This window comes from Bullifex porci (assembly GCF_009695635.1).
GTDB lineage: Bacteria > Spirochaetota > Spirochaetia > Sphaerochaetales > Sphaerochaetaceae > Bullifex > Bullifex porci.
Window position 1 is genome coordinate 1 of record NZ_VUNN01000013.1, and the last position, 18,643, is coordinate 18,643.

Below are 18,643 nucleotides of genomic sequence, written 5' to 3' on the forward strand. Positions count from 1 at the left end.
CGGACTACCAGGGTATCTAAACCTGTTTGCTCCCCGCACCTTCGCACCTCAGCGTCAGTACATGGCCAGATATTTGCCTTCGCCATCGGTGTTCTTCCAGATATCTACAGATTTCACCCCTACACCTGGAATTCCAATATCCCCTCCTGTACTCAAGCTCAGCAGTTTCCAACGCCAGACAGGGTTGAGCCCTGAATTTTTACATCAGACTTGCCAAGCCGCCTGCGTGCCCTTTACGCCCAATAATTCCGAACAACGCTCGCCCCCTACGTGTTACCGCGGCTGCTGGCACGTAGTTAGCCGGGGCTTATTCTGGAATTCACGTCATCACTCGGCCATTCCCTGCCAAGCTTATTCTTCCTTCCAAAAAGAACTTTACAACCTTACGGCCTTCATCGTTCACGCGGCGTCGCTCCATCAGACTTTCGTCCATTGTGGAAGATTCTTAGCTGCTGCCTCCCGTAGGAGTCTGGGCCGTGTCTCAGTCCCAATGTGGCCGTCCACCCTCTCAGGCCGGCTACCCATCGTCGCCTTGGTGGGCCTTTACCCCGCCAACTAGCTAATGGGCCGCGGACTCATCTTCCAGCGCTCCCGCAGGAGCTTTCCTACTGCTTACCTTTGTATGCTGTATCTCATTCGGTATTATCACATGTTTCCATGTGCTATCCCAAACTGGAAGGCAGATTATCCACGTGTTACTCACCCGTCCGCCGCTCTAGGGTCCCGAAGGACCTTACCGCTCGACTTGCATGCTTAAAACGCGCCGCCAGCGTTCGTTCTGAGCCAGGATCAAACTCTCCGTTATCAAAAGTACGGGAACAAGTTCCCGCTTATTTCTTCTTTAAACTAGTTTATCCTGTCATACTCGCACGAACCGGCTTTTTTATTTTTCCGTTCGATTTTCTTGAATTGACAGAAGCCTCAGGCTTCTTTCTCTTCTCTCTCTTTCCTATCGCTTATCTATTTGAAAAATCTGCTCGTAATTTCTTACGCGCTTTGTTAACTTAGCATTTTTGCTTTGTACTAGTCAACTACTTTTTTTAAGTTTTTCAACTTTTTGTTTTCGCTCGCTTTCGCGTCGTTCAACGTGTTAGGAATCTACTCCTTTTACTTTTTTATTTCAAGTACTTTTTTATTTTTTTATACATTTTTTCAAAGTGTATACAAACCTATAATATTTTACTTTTAATTTACTACCTGCTATTATCATCTATATTATGAATATAACTATTGAACACCCAACAATTAATGATCTATACGAGCTTGAAGAAATATGTCTTTTAACTAGTGATAGCGGTAAGGATGGCACACATCTTTACTCAGATAGAAGATTGATAGGTCAAATTTATTTAACTCCATATGTATTATACGACCCTACCTGTTGCTTTGTTGCTAAAAAGGATAGTAAATGCATTGGATATATCGTAGGCTGTTATGACTCAAGAGAGTTCTACCAATATTTAAATAATGAATTTCTACCTATAATAAGAAATAGGTTTACTTCAGCTATTACAGAAAATGATAAGGCTGTAATAAATATGATTCAAAATGGTGTTGAATATGAAATTTATCCTCAATACCTACCACATTTACATATAGATATACTTCCAGAGGGTCAGGGCTTGGGACTAGGTAGAAAGCTAATTGATACCTTTACAAAAAACCTTAAAGACCATGGATATAATAGTGTTCACTTAGGAGTTAGCAATACAAATAAATCAGCTCAGGGCTTTTATAAAAAAATGGGCTTCTCAACGTTAATTGAAAAGCCTTGGGGATATGTATTAAAGAAGGATTTTTAATCACTATTCCATTTTGCTGCAAGATCATCTAGGTCACTCGATAATCTATTAATTGCATTAGCAAGTCTAATGCAAGTCTTTTTATCTTCTCTATCGGCCTTTCTTGCAGCATCATTTAGACGATTAATTACCTCATCTACCTTTTCTAAGCCTTGAGCAAGTAGCTCTCTAGACTCATTTAATATTCTATCATTTTCATCTATATATGCTTCCTTCTCTTGGTATGGAATAATATCATCTAAATCAAAGCTCTCACCTAGGTGAGGTGCATAAGCTTTTAGATTATATTTTTCAACTAATTCTCTAGCAAAGGCTGGTGCGACATTTCTATCTCCATGAGAAATAAAAATCTTCTCTGGCTTAGTCTTAAAGGAAGAAATCCACTTTATAAGACCATCGTGGTCTGCATGGCCACTTAAGCCTGGAAGAGATTGTATTTGAGCATGTACCTCTACCTGCTCACCAAATATCGTTACATGTTTTGCACCATCTACTATTGACCTACCAAGTGTTCCATTAGCTTGGTAACCAACAAATAGAATAGTATTTTCCTTTTTATATAAGCCATGCTTAAGGTGGTGCTTTATTCTACCACCCTCACACATACCTGAGGAGGAAATGATAACAATACTTTCTTTTATTGAATTTAGCTTAATAGACTCCTGGACGTCTTTTACCTTATGAAGAAGCGGAAACTCGAAAGGATTTTCACCTCTATTAATTAGCTCCATAGCGTCCTTATCAAAATAGTTTTCTGCAGTACAGCTTTTAAAAACAGAAGTAGCTTTTATTGAAAGCGGAGAATCTAAATAAACAGGAATAGGTCTATCAATATATTTTTTATCATTAATAATCTTAAATAGATATAATAGCTCTTGAGTTCTACCGACAGCAAAAGAAGGAATAATGACTCTTCCATTGCGCTTAAAGGTATCATCAACTATCTTTGCTAATACCTTTGCTCTATTATAGATATCATCTGTAGCCTTTTTCTCATGACATCTATCACCATATGTTGATTCCATTACTACGACATCACTATTTTTAATATACTCAGGGTTATTAATAATTGGTTGATCTAAATTACCAATATCACCAGAGAATACTATCTTCTTCTCTTTTCCACCTTCACTTACAAAGAATTCAACCTCAGATGAGCCTAATAGATGACCTGCATCAATAAACTTTACTCTAACATTTTCATTTAAAGTTAAAAGCTTTCCATATTCAGTTTCACTAAATAGCTCAAGAGCCTTATATGCATCATCCTTTGTGTATAGCGGCTCAATAGGAGCTTCTCCCTTTCTCTCTCTTTTTCGATTCATCCATTCACTTTCACTTTCCTGAATCGAAGCAGAATCTAGCAGCATTATTGAACAAAGCATGCTAGTTGCTGATGTAGTAATAATACTTCCCTTAAAGCCTTCCTTTACTAACTGAGGAATTCTTCCAGAGTGATCAATATGAGCATGAGTTAAAATAACATAATCAATTGATAAAGGATCAAAAGGAAAATCTGTACCACAGATTTTTTCATCCTGCCCTTGAGCAAGACCACAATCGATTAAAATCCTTAATCCACCTGCTTCTAATAGATATTGTGAGCCGGTTACAAAGCGAGCGGCTCCTAAAAATGTGAGCTTCATAGCTTCTCTCCTTGTTTTCATTATAAAGGTAAAAAGCTGTTTTACAAAGTTTTATTATTGCCATTAGCTGCAATAGAGCTTCACAGAATATGAGTGTAAGTTATAAAATAGAACTATGAAAACACTTATTATCGTAGGATCTCCAAGAAGGGGTACATCATTAAAATTGGCTGAGTGCTGTGCAAAATATAGTCAGGACTCTGAAATAGTTGAATTAAGAAAATATAATATTAAGCCTTGCTTAGGGTGTGATGCATGTAAGAAAAATGAGACTCATACATGCATACAAAAGGATGATTTAAGCCTTGTTATTTCTAAGCTCAAGGAAGCAGAGACTATCGTATTTATCTCCCCTATTTATTGGTGGGGTGTCACAGCAACAATGAAATGTTTTATCGATCGTTTATATAGCTTTGATAGCTGGAAGGGAAAGGAATTTAAGCTAATATTAAATGGAGGAGCTGAGACAAGTGATGTTGAATACAAGCTCCTACATGACCAATTTAAGGAGATGATGGAATATATAAATGTTCCATTTACAGGCTTTGCAGCCTTCGAAGCATATCAAGATAAGATTCTTGAAATAAATAGTGATGTAGAAGAGAAAATTAAGAGTCTCTTCGCTTAACTACCTCTCCTTCTCTTTTATAAATTGAGTTAGAGGGAACACTCCCTCTAACAGAGGAGAGAGGATAAACTATTGAATTTCTTCCAACAATTGCTCCTGGGTTTAATACACTACCACACCCTATTTCAGCTCGATCACCAAGCATTGCACCGACCTTCATTAATTTACTATCAACACCCTCTATTTTAACATTTTTCCCATCAGAGCGGACATTTGATGTAATAGAGCCAGCACCCATGTGTGCTTTATAGCCTAATATAGAGTCACCTACATAGTTATAGTGTGGGACCTGAACATTATCAAATAGGATAACATTTTTAAGCTCTGTTGAATTTCCAACAACACAATTTGCTCCTATTAAGGCACTATTTCTTATAAAAGCGCAATGTCTTATTTCACTATTTGGACCAATAATACATGGGCTACCAATAAAGGCAGTAGGAGCAACTACTACGCTTTTATGAACCCAAATATTTTCACCCATTTTTAAATAATCATCTGATAAGGTCTTACCAATTTCTTTAATTAAATCTGTAATACCAGCTAAAGCCTGGTATGGATATTCAAAGGCTGATAAATAAAGGCCTGCTATACTATGCTCAAAATCAAATAAATCAACAGTTTTAAACATCTTTACCTCTTTATTGTAACTAGCTTAAAGAAAAGCTGGCTATGAGCTTTTAATCTTTCGAGAAGCTCTTCTTCTCTTTCAGGGTGCCTATCAAGCTCATCTATTATTACTAACAAGGGACTATCATATAGCATTGCAAGTGATAAAGAATCCTCTGCTATCATCAGCTGCTCCTTTATCAATTCATCAAAAAGCCTTTTATGATAATTAATAACAAAATCAAAAAACTTTTCTGAATAAGCAGCTCTTATATTACTATCATTAGATAGCTTCATCAGCTTTCTTAGCATTACAATTTCTTCATCATGAGTAAAAAACCTAATTACAGCTTTAAGCTTTGAAAAAAGAATATCAGAATTTAAGCTTGTTATTTCATCCTCATTAATTTTAATTGAAGTAATAAAGGAATCATATTTATTTAATGCCTTTTCATATACAGCATCAAAGATTTCTCTTTTACTCTTATAATGCTTATACAATGAAGGAGCTTTAATTGAACAATTTTCTGCTATCATTGCTACAGTAACACTATCATATCCCTTAGCTGAAAAAAGCTTTAAGGCTTCAGCTAGGATTAAATCCTTTGTATTCATATAGCTATGATAGGCTAATGTTAATTAGCCCGTCAATAAATAGTACTAGACATTAAATTGTTAAATTATGTAAAACATCGATGAGGCAAAATATGGAAAAGGATTGGTATAAGGATTTAGTTGTTTATCAAATTTACCCAAAAAGCTTTATGGATAGTAACAATGATGGTATTGGAGACCTTAAAGGAATTATCTCTAAGCTAGATTACATAAAAAGTATTGGTGTAAATGCTATTTGGCTTTCACCTGTATATTGCTCACCATTTAAGGATAATGGATATGATATCTCTAATTATAAGGATATAGCACCAGTATTTGGTACAATGGATGATTTTAAAGAGTTTTTAACCAAAGCTCATAATCTTGAACTTAAAGTTATTATGGATCTTGTAATCAACCATACCTCCGATGAGCATGAATGGTTTAAAATCTCATCAAAATCAAGAGATAATGCTTACTCTGATTACTACATCTGGCACGATCCAGTTGATGGTCATGAGCCTAATAATTGGGAATCCTGCTTTGGAGGAAGTGCATGGGAATATGTAAAGGAAAGAGACCAATACTATCTTCATCTCTTCTCAAAGGGACAGCCTGATTTAAATTACACCTCACCAAAGCTAAAGAAGGAAATCTTCGATATGGTTCGTTGGTGGTGTGAGCTTGGTGTTGATGGCTTCAGAGTTGATGCAATTAGTTATCTTGAGAAGGCACCATTTACATATTCTCCTAACAAGGAAAATGCGATGGGATATGCCTTTTGTATGGATATATGCAGTGGCCGAGATGGAACTCATTCAATTATTAAAGAACTAAGAAAAATCTTTGATGAATATAATTGCATGAGTGTTGGAGAAGTAAGTGTTTCAAATGTTGAAGAGCTTTATAAATACTCAAGCGACTCAAGAAAGGAATTCAATATGGCAATACCATTCATTCCTCCTGTAGTTGAGGTTGATACCTTTACTCCAAGCAATATGAGAAAGAGTATTATTGAAAGCTATGAAATTTTAAAGAGCGATGGCTGCTGGGCTAGATTTTTATCTAATCATGATAAGCCAAGACAGGTATCACTTTATGGTGATGATAAAAAATACTATAAAGAGTCAGCAAAGCTATTAGCTTTAATTACACACCTCCTCCCTGGAACACCATTTATCTATCAGGGTGAAGAAATTGGTATGACTAATATCTATTACCCAACTCTTTCTGAATACGATGATATCGATACAAAAAATTTCTACGAGCATGAATTAGCAGAAGGAAAAAGTAAAGAGGACGCATTCAAAAGAGCTCAAATGGTTTCAAGAGATAATGCACGCTCTCCAATGCAGTGGGATGATACACTATACGGTGGCTTTTCAAATAGTAAGCCTTGGCTAGGTGTAAATGATAACCATACAACTATTAATGTAAAAAATGAGAATAACGATATAACTTCTATATTAAATTTCTATAGAAATATTATAAAAATTAGATTGACTTCAAAAGCTCTTAGAAGAGGAACTCTCGAGTTTATCTTTAAGGATTCTGAAAAGCTATTTGCATATAAAAGAGAGCTAGATGGAGAAGAATATGTAGTAATTACAAATTTCTCAAAGGATGAAGAATTAATAAATTTCCCATTTGATAATTACACATTAGTTATATCAAATTATAACTCTAATTATAGCAAGAGCTCTTTAACACTAAAGCCTTATGAAGCTCTTTTATTAAAGAGGAAATAGAAGTAAAAATAGTGGATGAGAAAAGCATCCACTATTTTTTATTTTAATTAAAATTTTCCAGCAGCAACATCAGCTACTGACACACTATCGAGGTAAGTATTCACTTTGTCTTCAAGAGAAGCCCATAGATTTACTGTTTTGCAGCTATCCTTGCGAGAACACACATTCTCTTCACACGCTAAGCATGCAACAGGTGCTAAGGTACCTTCAGTAATACGTAGGATTTCTCCTACAAATAGTTGATCTGGCTTTTTAGCTAAGCAGTAGCCACCATTCTTTCCTGAGGTTCCATTAACATACCCTGCCTTTGTCAAAACAGGCATTATCCTTTCTAAGTACTTAAGAGAAATCTCTTGTCTATGTGCGATTTCAGAAAGTGGTACTAGCCTATCCCCTTTGTTATCGGCTAAATCAACCAATACTCTTAGTGCATATCTACCTTTAGTTGATATATACATTAATTACTCCACTTGATATAAAGGTGTAGAAAGATATCTATCGCCTGTATCTGGGAAGAGTACTACAATAGTTTTGCCAGCATTCTCTTCTCGAGATGCAACCTCAATAGCAGCCTTAAGAGCAGCACCTGAGGAAATTCCAACCAAGAAGCCTTCAAGCTTACCAGGAAGTCTACCATACTCAAATGCATCATCATTAGATACTGTAATAATCTCATCGATTACACCTCTATCTAATACATCTGGTACGAAGCCTGCACCGATACCCTGAATCTTATGTACGCCTGCAACGCCCTTTGAAAGCACTGGAGAGCTTTCTGGCTCTACAGCTACAGCCTTAATATTAGGATTCTTCTCTTTAAGATACTTTCCCACACCTGTAATTGTACCACCAGTTCCAACACCTGCAATAAAATAATCAACCTTACCTTCACTGTCTGCATAAATTTCAGGACCTGTAGTTTCGTAGTGGATCTTAGGGTTTGCTGGATTAACAAACTGACCTGCGATTATTGAATTAGGGTTATCCTCATGAAGCTTGTTAGCAACCTCAATAGCGCCCTTCATTCCCTTACTTCCTTCTGATAAAACGAGGTTAGCACCATAAGCCTTCATAAGCTGTCTGCGTTCAACACTCATTGTTTCAGGCATTACAATAGTAATCTTATATCCTTTAGCAGCAGCAATAGAGGCAAGACCGATCCCTGTGTTACCACTAGTTGGTTCAATTATTAGTGTATCTTTATTTAGAGTTCCATTCTTCTCAGCCTCATTGATCATTGCTAGAGCAATACGATCCTTTACGCTACCAGCTGGGTTAAAATACTCAAGCTTTGCAAGAAGACGTGCTTTTAAGCCAAATTTCTTTTCGATATTATTTAATCTAACTAGAGGTGTTTTACCAACCAGTTCCTCTAAAGAATTGTATAGTGCCATGTTAAGCCCCCTATTACCTACTAAATTGATAGGCGAATATTACATTCGATTCACCTATCAAGTCAATAGGGTAAATAAAAAATGGGTAGAAATTTTCTACCCTACTCTTCAGCTTCATCTATATCCTTCTTTCTTCTCTTTTTAACGGCTTCAGTTAGGAGAAATTCAATTTGCCCATTAAGAGAGCGAAAATCATCCTCAGCCCATGCCTGAAGCTCGTTGTATAGAGTAGATGACACTCTAAGAGGTATTTGCTTTTTACTATCCTTCACGCCCATATTGTTTAAAATTAATAGATACTTCCAGCATTTACAATAGGAGATGCCTCTTTATTTCCACAAAGAACAACAAGAAGATTTGAAACCATTTGAGCCTTTCTTTCTTCATCAAGATTTACAACATCATCTTCCTTTAATCTCTCTAATGCCATTTCAACCATAGAGACTGCACCCTCTACAATCTTCTGTCTAGCAGCAATTACAGCCACAGCCTGCTGGCGCTGGAGCATTGCAGCAGCGATTTCTGGAGCATATGCAATTTGGTTAAGTCTTACATCTATAATCTCAATTCCAGCATTTTCAACTCTTGCAGAAAGCTCATCCTTCATCTCAGATGCAATAGTAGATGCAGAGCCTCTAAGTGTCTTTTCTTCATTATCGTCATCATCATCGATAATATCATATGGATATAATCTAGCGATATTACGAATAGTTGAATCTGTTTGGTTTGAAAGATAGGCTTTATAATCATCAATATTTATTACAGCCCTAGTTGCATTTACAACCTTCCATACAATAATTGCACTAACCTCAATAGGATTACCTAAGCTATCATTTACCTTTTGACTTCCATTTGCAAAGGTCTGGATCTTTGTACTAATCTTTCTAGGAGTTATTTTTAAAGACTGAGATGACTTCGATGATAGCTGCAGATTTTCCTTCTTACCTTCCTCTTCTACATTCTTTGGGTGGATAGCAGTAGCAAAAGGATTTACAAAATAAAAGCCACTATCATAAATAGTACCATAGTACTTACCAAATAAAGAAAGTACTAATGCTTCATTAGGATTAATAACTCTTAAGCCGCCGAAGCAAATACAGGTTGATACAAATAATAAAATTGAAAGAACTAATAAAATAGCAAATAAAGCACCACCTATTAATAGGCACTCAAAAAGTACAGCATCAATAACAAAAACTGCAATGCTAAATAGCATTACTAAAATATTAATAAATAGACCAACAAAACCATTTAATGGATGAATTATTTTTTCTTCATCAAATTTCATAACCAAACCTCCAATATGATTTATTATGATATCAAAATAATATCATCATGTTTATTACTATGTCAACTGAAGTTAACATTTCACTATTTTAATTATTTACTGTATATTTAGAATGCAGGAGATAATAATGAATATAAAAAGGAAGCTTACACTTCTTATTCTAATATTTTTATTAGTGACAGCTAATTTATTTGCTCAAAAGGTAGGCAGTGTAAACTATTTCACTCCTCTAATTGATAACAAAGAGTATTCTCAGCTAATAAAAGGAATTTTTGATGATGAGGGCTTAGATAAGGCTCTAGCAAATTATGAGGTTTTAGTTGAGAAAATTTCATCATATAAATACGAACCATGGATGCAGGATTTAGCACTCTCACGTGCCTGCATGATAGTTGCCAAATATGCAACAGAGGTAAAGCCAGAGAGAAAGGATGTTGCTACAGCATATATGACTGCAGCAGATAAGCTACTTAAAAGCGGAAGAGATAAGGGCGCACCAGAGAGCGCAGGAGCTATACTAGAAGCTCTTTCAAACTCATTTTGGTATTTAATCGATGGCTCTCTTTCAAAGGGCATGGCATTTACTAAGCTTGTTGATGAAGCTTATAAAGCACATCCAGAGGACTTTCATGTATTACTCATGGCAGCAGATAGATATCTACACTCACCAGGTATTGCAGGTGGTAGTAGAAAGAAGGGATTAAGTCTATTTGAGGATGCTGAAAAGCTATTAGAGGAACAGAAAGTCGCAATTTGGGACCGCTTTACTATATATTCAGGACTTGCATATGGGCATTGGAAAAGAAAGAATAAGAGTAAAGCTTTAGAATATGCCTTACTTGCAAAGGATATTTATAAAGCAGACAGCACAATTAATGAGATAATAGCTGACTTAACATAGAGGGAAGAGTATAAATACAATGAAGGTATTACTTGTTTTAGATCAATTTGATGGCGCAAATAATGGAAACACTATTACAGCTAGAAGACTATATACAATATTAAAGAAGCATGGACATGATGTAAGGATTTTAGCCTCAGGAGAATCAAGGGATGATAAATGGGGCCTTCCTACAGTAAAGGTTCCAATCTTTAATGAGCTAATTAAAAAGCAGGGCTTTGTATTTGCAAAGCCAGTTGAAAAAACTATTGAGGAAGCTGTTAAATGGGCTGATATAGTTCATGTTGTAATGCCTTTTATGATCTCAAGGAAGGCAACAAAGCTTGCTATTAAATATAATAAGCCAATGACTAGTGCCTTTCATGTACAGCCAGAGAATATTTGGTTTTCTGTAAACTTGGGAAATGTTAAGCCACTTATTTCATTTACCTATTTCTTTGCTAAGCAATATATTTTTAAATATCATAGCTTTATCCACTGTCCAAGTAATATGATCGCAAACCAGCTCAGAAAGCACCACTATAAGGCAGATATCAGAGTAATTTCAAATGGAATAGAAAGCGACTTTGTATATAACAAGAGAGAAAAGGATGAATGCTTTAAGGATAAATATCTAATTGTCATGAGTGGAAGATTTTCTCATGAAAAGAGACAGGACTTAATAATTGAGGCTGTTAAGAAATCAAAATATGAAAAGGATATACAAATCTTCTTAGCAGGACAGGGCCCTGTAGAGGAAGAGTATAGAAGGCTTGCTAAAGGATTAACTAACCCTATTATTATGCAATTCTTAACTAAGGATAAATTAAAGGATTTATTTAGCCAAACAGATTTATATATTCACGCATCTGATGCAGAGATTGAAGCTATGAGCTGTATGGAAGCATTCGCATCGGGCTTAGTTCCCGTTATTGCGAATAGCGAGCGCTCTGCAACTCCTCAATTTGCACTTGATGAGAGAAGTCTTTTCAAGGCTGGAAGCAGTGATGACTTAGTTAAAAAAATTGATTATTGGATAGAGCACCCAGAAGAGAAAAAGGAGATGGAGTATAAATACGCAGAGAGTGCTAAAAAATATGCACTTGAGGAGTGTGTAAACAAAATGGAAAAGATGTTTACAGATGCAATAGAAACAAAAAGGAAACAATAATATATTATACCTTAACTAAGTTAATGATAAAGAAAATTTTTTCTATTTTAATATTTATTTCAGTTTTTATTTTCTCTTCATTTGCAGGTAATGATCAGAAAATCTACAGAACAGATTCTCAAGAGAAGCAAGCAATTGATTTGCTTGCTATCTCAAGTGGAACAGCTATGCCATCCTCTAGTGGCCCTTGGAGCCAAGCTGAGCTTCGTCTTATGCTAAAGCAAATAGACGTAAATAAGCTTTCTACAAATGAAAAGAATATTTATACATCCCTTATCAAGAAATTTGATATAGAAAAAGAGCAAAGGCTAATATTCCTAGACCCAGGTATTTCTATCAGCTTAGAATTTTCACTACACTCAAATAAAATAGACTTTGTTAATCCAGATATGATAGCTTCCTGGTCATACTTAGGTGATTTTAACCGCCCTACTCCATTTATTACTATTCCAATATCTGCATATATAGACAATAGCATTTACCTCTTTTGCGAAATCGATGGAGGCTTAAATAGAAGCCTAATTTCTCAAACAAATTCTATCGAACAGGGTAAGGAGGTTTCTTATAATCCTCTAGCATTTAAAACTAATCTTCTATTTTTCCCACCATCAAAGCTAATAGATTTTAATATGAACTTTCCTTATAGGGGGATAATAAGTGCAGGTGGAGAGCATTGGTCTATTTCTCTTGGAAGAGAAAATATCTCTTGGGGACCAGGAGTAAGTGGAAATCTTTTGCTTGGAAACCAAATTCCTTACCATAATAATTTAAGATTTGCAGCATTTTCAAATCATTTAAAATATGTCTTTAGCTACTCATCCTTCATACACCCAGACAACTATACATATAGTGTTGATGGAAAGGATTATATAAATCTGTTTTTTAATCAGGATGTACCTAGAACAGGTACTAAGGCCTTTATTGCACATAGAGGAGAGTTTAGAAATGGACCTCTCGCAATTTCAATTTCAGAAGCAATAATTTATCAAAGTGATAGCGGCTCAATAGATTTATCTGTCTTTTCTCCTTTAGCACTATTTCATAACTTCTATACTCGAGGTAATGCTAATTCAGAGCTATCACTAGAGCTTGAATATACAATTGTTCCTCATTTAAATATTTATGGAACTATATTAGTTGATGAGTTTAACTTTCCTTCTGAATTTTCTGATAGTACAGCTCCACCTCCAGCTATGGGCTTCCAGCTCGGAGTTAAATCAGCTTGGGTATTAAATAAGAGTATCATTACTTCTAGCTTTGAATGTGTATACACAGATCCATACCTCTACATTAGAGATGATGGATCAAGGAACAATTCAGGGTATGGAATAAATGGAATTATTGCATTCCCTGATTTTATAAATAGTCCAAGCACAGATATTAATCTTGCAAATTATAACCTTCAATTTATTGGCTATCGCTTTGGAAATGACTGTATTACATTTAACTACACATTAGGCTATAAAGCTTATGACTCTTGGTCTCTCGATTTCACAGCGACATACATCATAAAGGGTGTTAAGGATAAATATACAAGGTATAAGCTCGGTGACACGAGCTATGCACCAAGCACTACAGAGGGAGAATCATATTTAATTGATGTAGCAAAAAAGGATGCTGTAATGCATGTTTTATCACTCTCCTTAGATGCAAGATACTACTTTAATTCAAATGTCTTTGTTAAAGCAAAGCTTACATCAGTTACTATATTTAACTACAATAACAGCTCAGCAGGTGGTACTAAGGAGGATATTCAATTAGCATTAGGAATAAGCTTTATGCTCTAATAAAGCTTACCTAATAATTCTAAAATAAAAGTTTTTACAATAAAGAAAATCTTAATTAGTTGTATTATAATAATTTATAAAAACTTAATATTTTTTAATTTACTTCTTTAATACTTTCTTACTTGATAATATAAAGCTAGGAGTAATAAATGATTAGTGAGTCCCCTGTAATAATCTGTGGCTTTCCTTCGCCTGCACAGGATTACACAGAGTCAAGCTTAGACTTTAATACATATTTAGATGTTAGAAGACCAAGTGTTTATGCACTTAGAGCGAAAGGTGTTTCTATGATAGGTGCCGGAATTTATCCCGAGGATATAATCCTTGTTGATAAAGCAAAGCAAGCACACCATGGCTCTTTAGTTGTTGCTTGTATTGATGGTTCCTTTACTTTAAAAAGATTATTTTTAAAGCCTAAGGTTGTATTGCATCCAGAAAACCCTGATTATAACGATATCGTACTAGAAAAGGATGAAGAGCTAACTATATTTGGTGTAGTAACTGCAGTAGTTAGAAAGCTATGAAAAAGCAGAGCTATGAAGCCCTGCTTAAGAATTAAGTTAAATTGAGAGAGCGTTTATAATTTCCTCAGGAATTAGTACAGGTCTCTTCTTACTTAGAGATATAGCTGCGACCTTTACCTCTAAGAGAGCAAGTATATCATCACCTCTTTTTACTTCCTGCAAAAAGATTGCAGAAAATTTTTTTGCTTCCTTTAAAGAGGTTTCAACTGTGATTAAATCGTCTAAATAACCTGGCTTTTCATATGAGATATTAATACTCTTTACTACAAATGCGATATCAGAGGATAACAGCTCATTTTGGCTTGAAGAAAAAACACTTCTTAGAGCTTCAGTTCTAGCATGCTCTGCAAAGTCTAAATACCTTGCATGATAAACAATACCACCAGCATCTGTATCTGAAAAATATACTCTGCAATTAAACTTATACTTCAACCTCAGCTCCTTCAAATCTCAAGGTCTTAACATAGTCATCATAGGTTTCAGCTCTTCTGATCATAACAAGCTTTTTATCTGCAGTTAATAAATACTCTGCGTGACGAAGCTTTGCATTGTAGTTAAAGCCCATAGAGAAGCCATGTGCACCAGTGTCATGAATTACAATTATATCACCCTCATCTACCTTTGGAAGCTTTCTATCAATTGCAAACTTATCATTGTTTTCACAAAGAGAGCCAGTTACATCATATACATGATCCTTAGGCATATCCTCCTTACCAACAACTGTAATGTGGTGGTAGGAGCCATAGAGAGCTGGGCGCATTAAATCAGACATACAAGCATCAAGACCAACATATTCCTTATATTTACTTGTAACATGAAGAGCCTTTGTAACAAGGTATCCATAAGGACCTGTAATCATACGACCACATTCAAAGGTAAGCCTTACCTTCTGATTGTAATCCTTATATAGCTTCTCAATCTTACTTGAAAGCTCATTTAAGTCGATTCTCTCATCCTCTAAGCGATATGGAATACCAATACCACCGCCCATATCGATAAACTCGATATCAATGTCTAATTCCTTCTTGATCTCATTTACTAATGTGAAAAGCATTCTAGCTGTTTCAACGATGTAATCACCATTAAGCTCATTAGAAGCAACCATAGTATGAAGACCAAAGCGCTTTGCACCTAGAGCCTTAGCCTTTCTATAGCAATCAAAAAGCTGAGACTTAGTAACACCATACTTTGCTTCTACTGGGTTACCAATAATTGCATTACCAGTTCTATCTGGACCTGGATTATATCTAAAGCAAATTAACTCAGGGAACCTTCCACCAAGAGCATTATATAGATAATCGATATGAGTAACATCATCAAGGTTAATAATAGCACCTAGCTCATATGCAACTCTAAACTCCTCAGCTGGTGTATCATTTGATGTAAATACTATTCTTTCACCTGTAATTCCTGATGCCTTACTAAGGAGCAATTCAGGTAAAGAGGAGCAGTCTGCACCAAAGCCGAGAGCTGCTAGGCGCTTAATAATGCTAGGATTAGGACAAGCCTTAACTGCAAAGAAGTTAGTAAATCCAGGAGCCCAAGCAAAAGCCTCCTTAAAGGCCTTTGCATTATCAATTATTGCTTTCTCATCATAGAGGTGAAAAGGAGTTGGGATATCCTTAATCGCATTAATAAACTCATTACTACTTAATGGGAGCTTTTTCTCACTCATCTCATATTCTCCTTAATACTAGCTATAGCCATTTCAACATTTTCTCTATGGCCATAGGAGGATACACGAACATATCCTTCACCTGCAGCACCAAAGCCAGCACCTGGAGTAACAACTACATGACATTTATCAAGAAGGAAATCAAAGAACTCCCAGCTTGACATACCATTAGGGCACTTAGCCCAAATATAAGGACTATTTTTGCCTCCAATACACTCAATACCAAGACTTTCAAGTCCCTCTTTAATTATTCTTGCATTACCCTTGTAGTAATCAACAAGACCCTGGCAAGCCTTATAGCCTTCATCTGAAAGCGCTGCTAAGCCACCAGCTTGAGCAATATTAGATGCACCATTAAAGAAGGTACACTGTCTTCTATTCCACATTCCTCTTAAAACATCTGGCTCACTATTTTCACAAACAAGAGCATGAGGAACAACTGTCCAACCAAGACGAACACCTGTAAAGCCCGCATTCTTAGAGAAGGAGTTAATCTCAATTGCACACTCCTTCGCACCCTCAATCTCATAGATTGAACGTGGGAGCTCCTCATCCTCAATATATGAAGAATATGCAGCATCAAAGATAATTACAGCCTTATTTTCTCTTGCATAATCAACAAATGCCTTTAGCTGCTCTTTAGTTGCAACAGCACCAGTTGGGTTATTTGGGAAGCAAAGGTAGATGATATCAACCTTCTGCTTTGGAGGAAGTGGGATAAAACCATTTTCACTATTTCCTTCAAGGTATACTAAGCCCTTATATTGACCATCCTGGAAGCCAGTACTTCTGCCACCTACAACATTTGAATCAACATATACAGGGTATGCAGGATCCTGAACCGCTACGATACAATCCTCAGAGAAAAGATTTTGAATATTTGCAGCATCACTCTTAGCACCATCAGAAACAAAGAATTCATCTGCTAAAAGCTCAACACCATAGTGCTTCTTATAAAAATCCTTTAAAGCCTCTCTAAGAGGTGTGTCACCCTGCTCATCACCATAGCCTGTATAAGTATCTCTTGAGGATAGCTTATCAAGCTTTGCCTTCATTGCATCTACTAATACCATTGGAAGAGCTTCAGTTGTATTACCAATACCAAGTCTCATTAGCTGAACACCTGGATGATTTGCACTCCAAACCTTTGTTCTTCTTGCAATTTCTGGGAATAGATATCCTGAAGCAAGCTTTGTATAGTTATCATTAATTCTAGCCATTACATTTCACCTCTTTCAATTGCAGCAAAGATTTCATCGGTGCTATTAATTAAAGTTGTTCTATGAGCTGGGTTTTCAAGAGAACACATTGGTAATCTAAAGATCTCTCTACACTTTCCATAGTGTGCCATAGCTGTCTTTATTGGGATTGGGTTAGTTTCAATAAAGCAGGTCTTAAAGAAAGGCGCAAAGTGCTTCTCAATCTTCTCTGCCTTCTCAAAGTCACCCTCAAGAGCTGAGTGAACCATATTTACCATCTCCTTTGGGAAGAGGTTTGAAGCTACAGAAATAACACCATCTCCACCTCTCTTAACAAGCTCGAGAGCAAGATTATCATCACCAGAAAGGACTATAAAATCATCTGGAGTTCTATTAATTACATCACTCATCTGCTCGATATTTCCACTAGCTTCCTTAACAGCATAGATATTAGGACAATCATTAACGAGTCTAATTAAGGTATCTGTCTCTAGGTTTACACCAGTTCTACCCTTAATATTGTATAAGACACATGGAATACTAACACTATCAGCAATAGCTCTGAAATGCTTATATAAGCCCTCCTGGTTAGGCTTGTTATAGTAAGGGTTTACAAGTAATACTGCATCGACACCTGCATCCTCAGCATGCTGAGAAAGTCTAATAGCTTCATTTGTAGCATTAGAGCCTGTACCAGCAATTACTGGAACTCTACCCTTTGCAAACTTTATTGTCTGAGCGATGACTCTATCATGCTCCTCGTGGGAAAGACATGGGCTTTCACCTGTAGTTCCACATGGAACTAATCCATCAATTCCATTCTCAATCTGAAAATTAACTATTCTTTCTAGGGCAGCGTAATCTACTGTGCCATAGTCTGTGAAAGGTGTAATTAAAGCTGTAAAAACGCCCTTAAATAAATTCTTGCTTTTCATTTTATTCTCCGAAAATATTGTTTATTAAATCATCCATTGAAAAGAGACCAGCTCTCTTTTCAGCTATTAACCACTTAGCAGCTCTTAAGGCTCCTGATGCAAAGCCATCACGTGAGCGTGCTGAGTGTGAAATAGTAATAGTATCGACATCGCTATCAAAAATTACTTCATGTATGCCAGGAATAGAGCCAACACGTGATGATGAAAGGTGTAATACATTGGGCTCAATTTTCTCATGCTGACACTCACAGTCAATTTTATCCTTTCTATCTAAATTCTTTACTATTTCCTCTGCAACCATTAGTCCTGTACCAGATGGACTATCGGCCTTCTTATTGTGGTGTACCTCATGTACTGCTACATCATATGAAGGAAGAGCATTCATAAGCTTTGAAGCATAGGAAACTATTTTTAAAAGCGCTGCAACACCCAATGAAAAGTTTCCAGAGTAAAGAATTGAACCATTTTTTTCCTTTACATATGAATTTACTTCATCTAGCTTATCATACCAGCCTGTAGTACCAATTACTGCAGGGATAGATAGATCAACATACTTTTTTATATTCTCAATTGCAGTCACTGGTGCTGAGAAATCAATTACAACATCAACATCTAAAAGAGAGCTTTTATCTATACTCTTTGAAGTGACTCTAGAATCATCAGAAAAAGAGTCAATAACTGCTTTTACACAATAAGAGGATTCGTGAGCTAGGTCATAAATCCTCTTTCCCATTTTACCAAAACCTACGATACCGATATTCAT

Annotated in this window: 19 protein-coding genes and 1 rRNA gene; 7 read left to right on the plus strand and 13 right to left on the minus strand. The window is 36.0% G+C overall.

The features are described 5' to 3' along the window. Positions 1–805: ribosomal RNA gene (locus tag FYJ80_RS07140) — 16S ribosomal RNA — on the minus strand; the annotation flags it as partial. A 412-nt stretch (positions 806–1,217) separates the two neighbouring features. Here FYJ80_RS07140 and FYJ80_RS07145 point away from each other — a divergent pair. Next, the gene (locus FYJ80_RS07145; protein ID WP_154425518.1) at positions 1,218–1,802 is read left to right on the plus strand and encodes a GNAT family N-acetyltransferase; all 585 of its coding nucleotides are present in this window, start codon (positions 1,218–1,220) and stop codon (positions 1,800–1,802) included. On the opposite strand, the gene FYJ80_RS07150 is transcribed toward FYJ80_RS07145, so the two are convergent. Continuing rightward, on the minus strand, positions 1,799–3,448 hold the full coding sequence (locus tag FYJ80_RS07150; protein WP_154425519.1) for an MBL fold metallo-hydrolase RNA specificity domain-containing protein: 1,650 nt from the start codon (positions 3,446–3,448) through the stop codon (positions 1,799–1,801). The two genes, FYJ80_RS07145 and FYJ80_RS07150, sit on opposite strands and share 4 nt — an antisense overlap. A gap of 115 nt (positions 3,449–3,563) precedes the next feature. Here FYJ80_RS07150 and FYJ80_RS07155 point away from each other — a divergent pair, with 115 nt between their 5' ends. Further along, entirely contained in the window at positions 3,564–4,076 is a 513-nt protein-coding gene (locus tag FYJ80_RS07155) for a flavodoxin family protein (RefSeq protein WP_154425520.1), read from the plus strand. Here FYJ80_RS07155 and FYJ80_RS07160 read toward each other — a convergent pair. Together FYJ80_RS07160 and FYJ80_RS07165 are read right to left on the minus strand one after the other, a co-directional pair. Beyond that, positions 4,057–4,707, minus strand: a complete 651-nt coding sequence (locus FYJ80_RS07160) for an LbetaH domain-containing protein (RefSeq protein ID WP_154425521.1) — start codon at positions 4,705–4,707, stop codon at positions 4,057–4,059. The two genes, FYJ80_RS07155 and FYJ80_RS07160, sit on opposite strands and share 20 nt — an antisense overlap. Before the next feature lie 2 nt (positions 4,708–4,709). Beyond that, positions 4,710–5,300 (minus strand): TetR/AcrR family transcriptional regulator, encoded by a 591-nt coding sequence (locus tag FYJ80_RS07165; protein ID WP_154425522.1) that lies wholly within the window; start codon positions 5,298–5,300, stop codon positions 4,710–4,712. A gap of 92 nt (positions 5,301–5,392) precedes the next feature. Between FYJ80_RS07165 and FYJ80_RS07170 the strand changes: the two genes are divergently transcribed. Further along, complete coding sequence (locus FYJ80_RS07170) at positions 5,393–7,027, plus strand: glycoside hydrolase family 13 protein (RefSeq protein WP_154425523.1); 1,635 nt, start codon at positions 5,393–5,395, stop codon at positions 7,025–7,027. A gap of 47 nt (positions 7,028–7,074) precedes the next feature. Here FYJ80_RS07170 and FYJ80_RS07175 read toward each other — a convergent pair whose 3' ends face one another. The 4 genes from FYJ80_RS07175 to FYJ80_RS07190 form a co-directional block, all read right to left on the minus strand. Next, on the minus strand, positions 7,075–7,485 hold the full coding sequence (locus FYJ80_RS07175; RefSeq protein WP_154425524.1) for an RrF2 family transcriptional regulator: 411 nt from the start codon (positions 7,483–7,485) through the stop codon (positions 7,075–7,077). 3 nt (positions 7,486–7,488) lie between these two features. Beyond that, positions 7,489–8,421 carry a cysteine synthase A gene (gene cysK, locus FYJ80_RS07180; RefSeq protein WP_154425525.1) on the minus strand — a complete coding sequence of 311 codons (933 nt, stop codon included), beginning with the start codon at positions 8,419–8,421 and terminating at the stop codon, positions 7,489–7,491. 101 nt (positions 8,422–8,522) lie between these two features. Further along, on the minus strand, positions 8,523–8,699 hold the full coding sequence (locus tag FYJ80_RS07185; RefSeq protein WP_154425526.1) for a PTS ascorbate transporter subunit IIC: 177 nt from the start codon (positions 8,697–8,699) through the stop codon (positions 8,523–8,525). A gap of 11 nt (positions 8,700–8,710) precedes the next feature. Further along, positions 8,711–9,709: an SPFH domain-containing protein gene (locus FYJ80_RS07190; protein WP_154425527.1), complete on the minus strand. Its 999-nt coding sequence runs from the start codon at positions 9,707–9,709 to the stop codon at positions 8,711–8,713. A 127-nt stretch (positions 9,710–9,836) separates the two neighbouring features. Here FYJ80_RS07190 and FYJ80_RS07195 point away from each other — a divergent pair, with 127 nt between their 5' ends. The 4 genes from FYJ80_RS07195 to FYJ80_RS07210 all read left to right on the plus strand — a co-directional run bounded on the left by FYJ80_RS07195 (position 9,837) and on the right by FYJ80_RS07210 (position 14,071). Next, the gene (locus FYJ80_RS07195) at positions 9,837–10,610 is read left to right on the plus strand and encodes a hypothetical protein (RefSeq protein WP_154425528.1); all 774 of its coding nucleotides are present in this window, start codon (positions 9,837–9,839) and stop codon (positions 10,608–10,610) included. A 19-nt stretch (positions 10,611–10,629) separates the two neighbouring features. Beyond that, entirely contained in the window at positions 10,630–11,760 is a 1,131-nt protein-coding gene (locus tag FYJ80_RS07200) for a glycosyltransferase (RefSeq protein WP_154425529.1), read from the plus strand. Between the two features lie 23 nt (positions 11,761–11,783). Further along, positions 11,784–13,547 (plus strand): hypothetical protein, encoded by a 1,764-nt coding sequence (locus FYJ80_RS07205; RefSeq protein ID WP_154425530.1) that lies wholly within the window; start codon positions 11,784–11,786, stop codon positions 13,545–13,547. Positions 13,548–13,696: 149 nt separating this feature from the next. After that, a complete protein-coding gene (locus FYJ80_RS07210; protein ID WP_154425531.1) occupies positions 13,697–14,071 on the plus strand; it encodes a LexA family protein in 375 nt (124 codons plus the stop codon). Between the two features lie 36 nt (positions 14,072–14,107). Here the strand turns inward: FYJ80_RS07210 and FYJ80_RS07215 are convergent, their stop codons facing one another. Genes FYJ80_RS07215 through dapB form a run of 5 tightly spaced genes read right to left on the minus strand, consistent with a single transcriptional unit; the run spans position 14,108 to position 18,643 of the window. Further along, on the minus strand, positions 14,108–14,503 hold the full coding sequence (locus FYJ80_RS07215; protein ID WP_206361016.1) for a YbgC/FadM family acyl-CoA thioesterase: 396 nt from the start codon (positions 14,501–14,503) through the stop codon (positions 14,108–14,110). Beyond that, positions 14,493–15,746 (minus strand): diaminopimelate decarboxylase, encoded by a 1,254-nt coding sequence (locus tag FYJ80_RS07220; protein ID WP_154425533.1) that lies wholly within the window; start codon positions 15,744–15,746, stop codon positions 14,493–14,495. The genes FYJ80_RS07215 and FYJ80_RS07220 overlap by 11 nt, the downstream gene beginning before the upstream one ends. Further along, positions 15,743–16,966, minus strand: a complete 1,224-nt coding sequence (locus FYJ80_RS07225; protein WP_154425534.1) for an LL-diaminopimelate aminotransferase — start codon at positions 16,964–16,966, stop codon at positions 15,743–15,745. The genes FYJ80_RS07220 and FYJ80_RS07225 overlap by 4 nt, the downstream gene beginning before the upstream one ends. Beyond that, entirely contained in the window at positions 16,966–17,880 is a 915-nt protein-coding gene (gene dapA / locus FYJ80_RS07230; RefSeq protein ID WP_154425535.1) for a 4-hydroxy-tetrahydrodipicolinate synthase, read from the minus strand. The genes FYJ80_RS07225 and dapA overlap by 1 nt, the downstream gene beginning before the upstream one ends. Position 17,881: 1 nt before the next feature. Continuing rightward, positions 17,882–18,643 carry a 4-hydroxy-tetrahydrodipicolinate reductase gene (dapB, locus tag FYJ80_RS07235; protein WP_154425536.1) on the minus strand — a complete coding sequence of 254 codons (762 nt, stop codon included), beginning with the start codon at positions 18,641–18,643 and terminating at the stop codon, positions 17,882–17,884.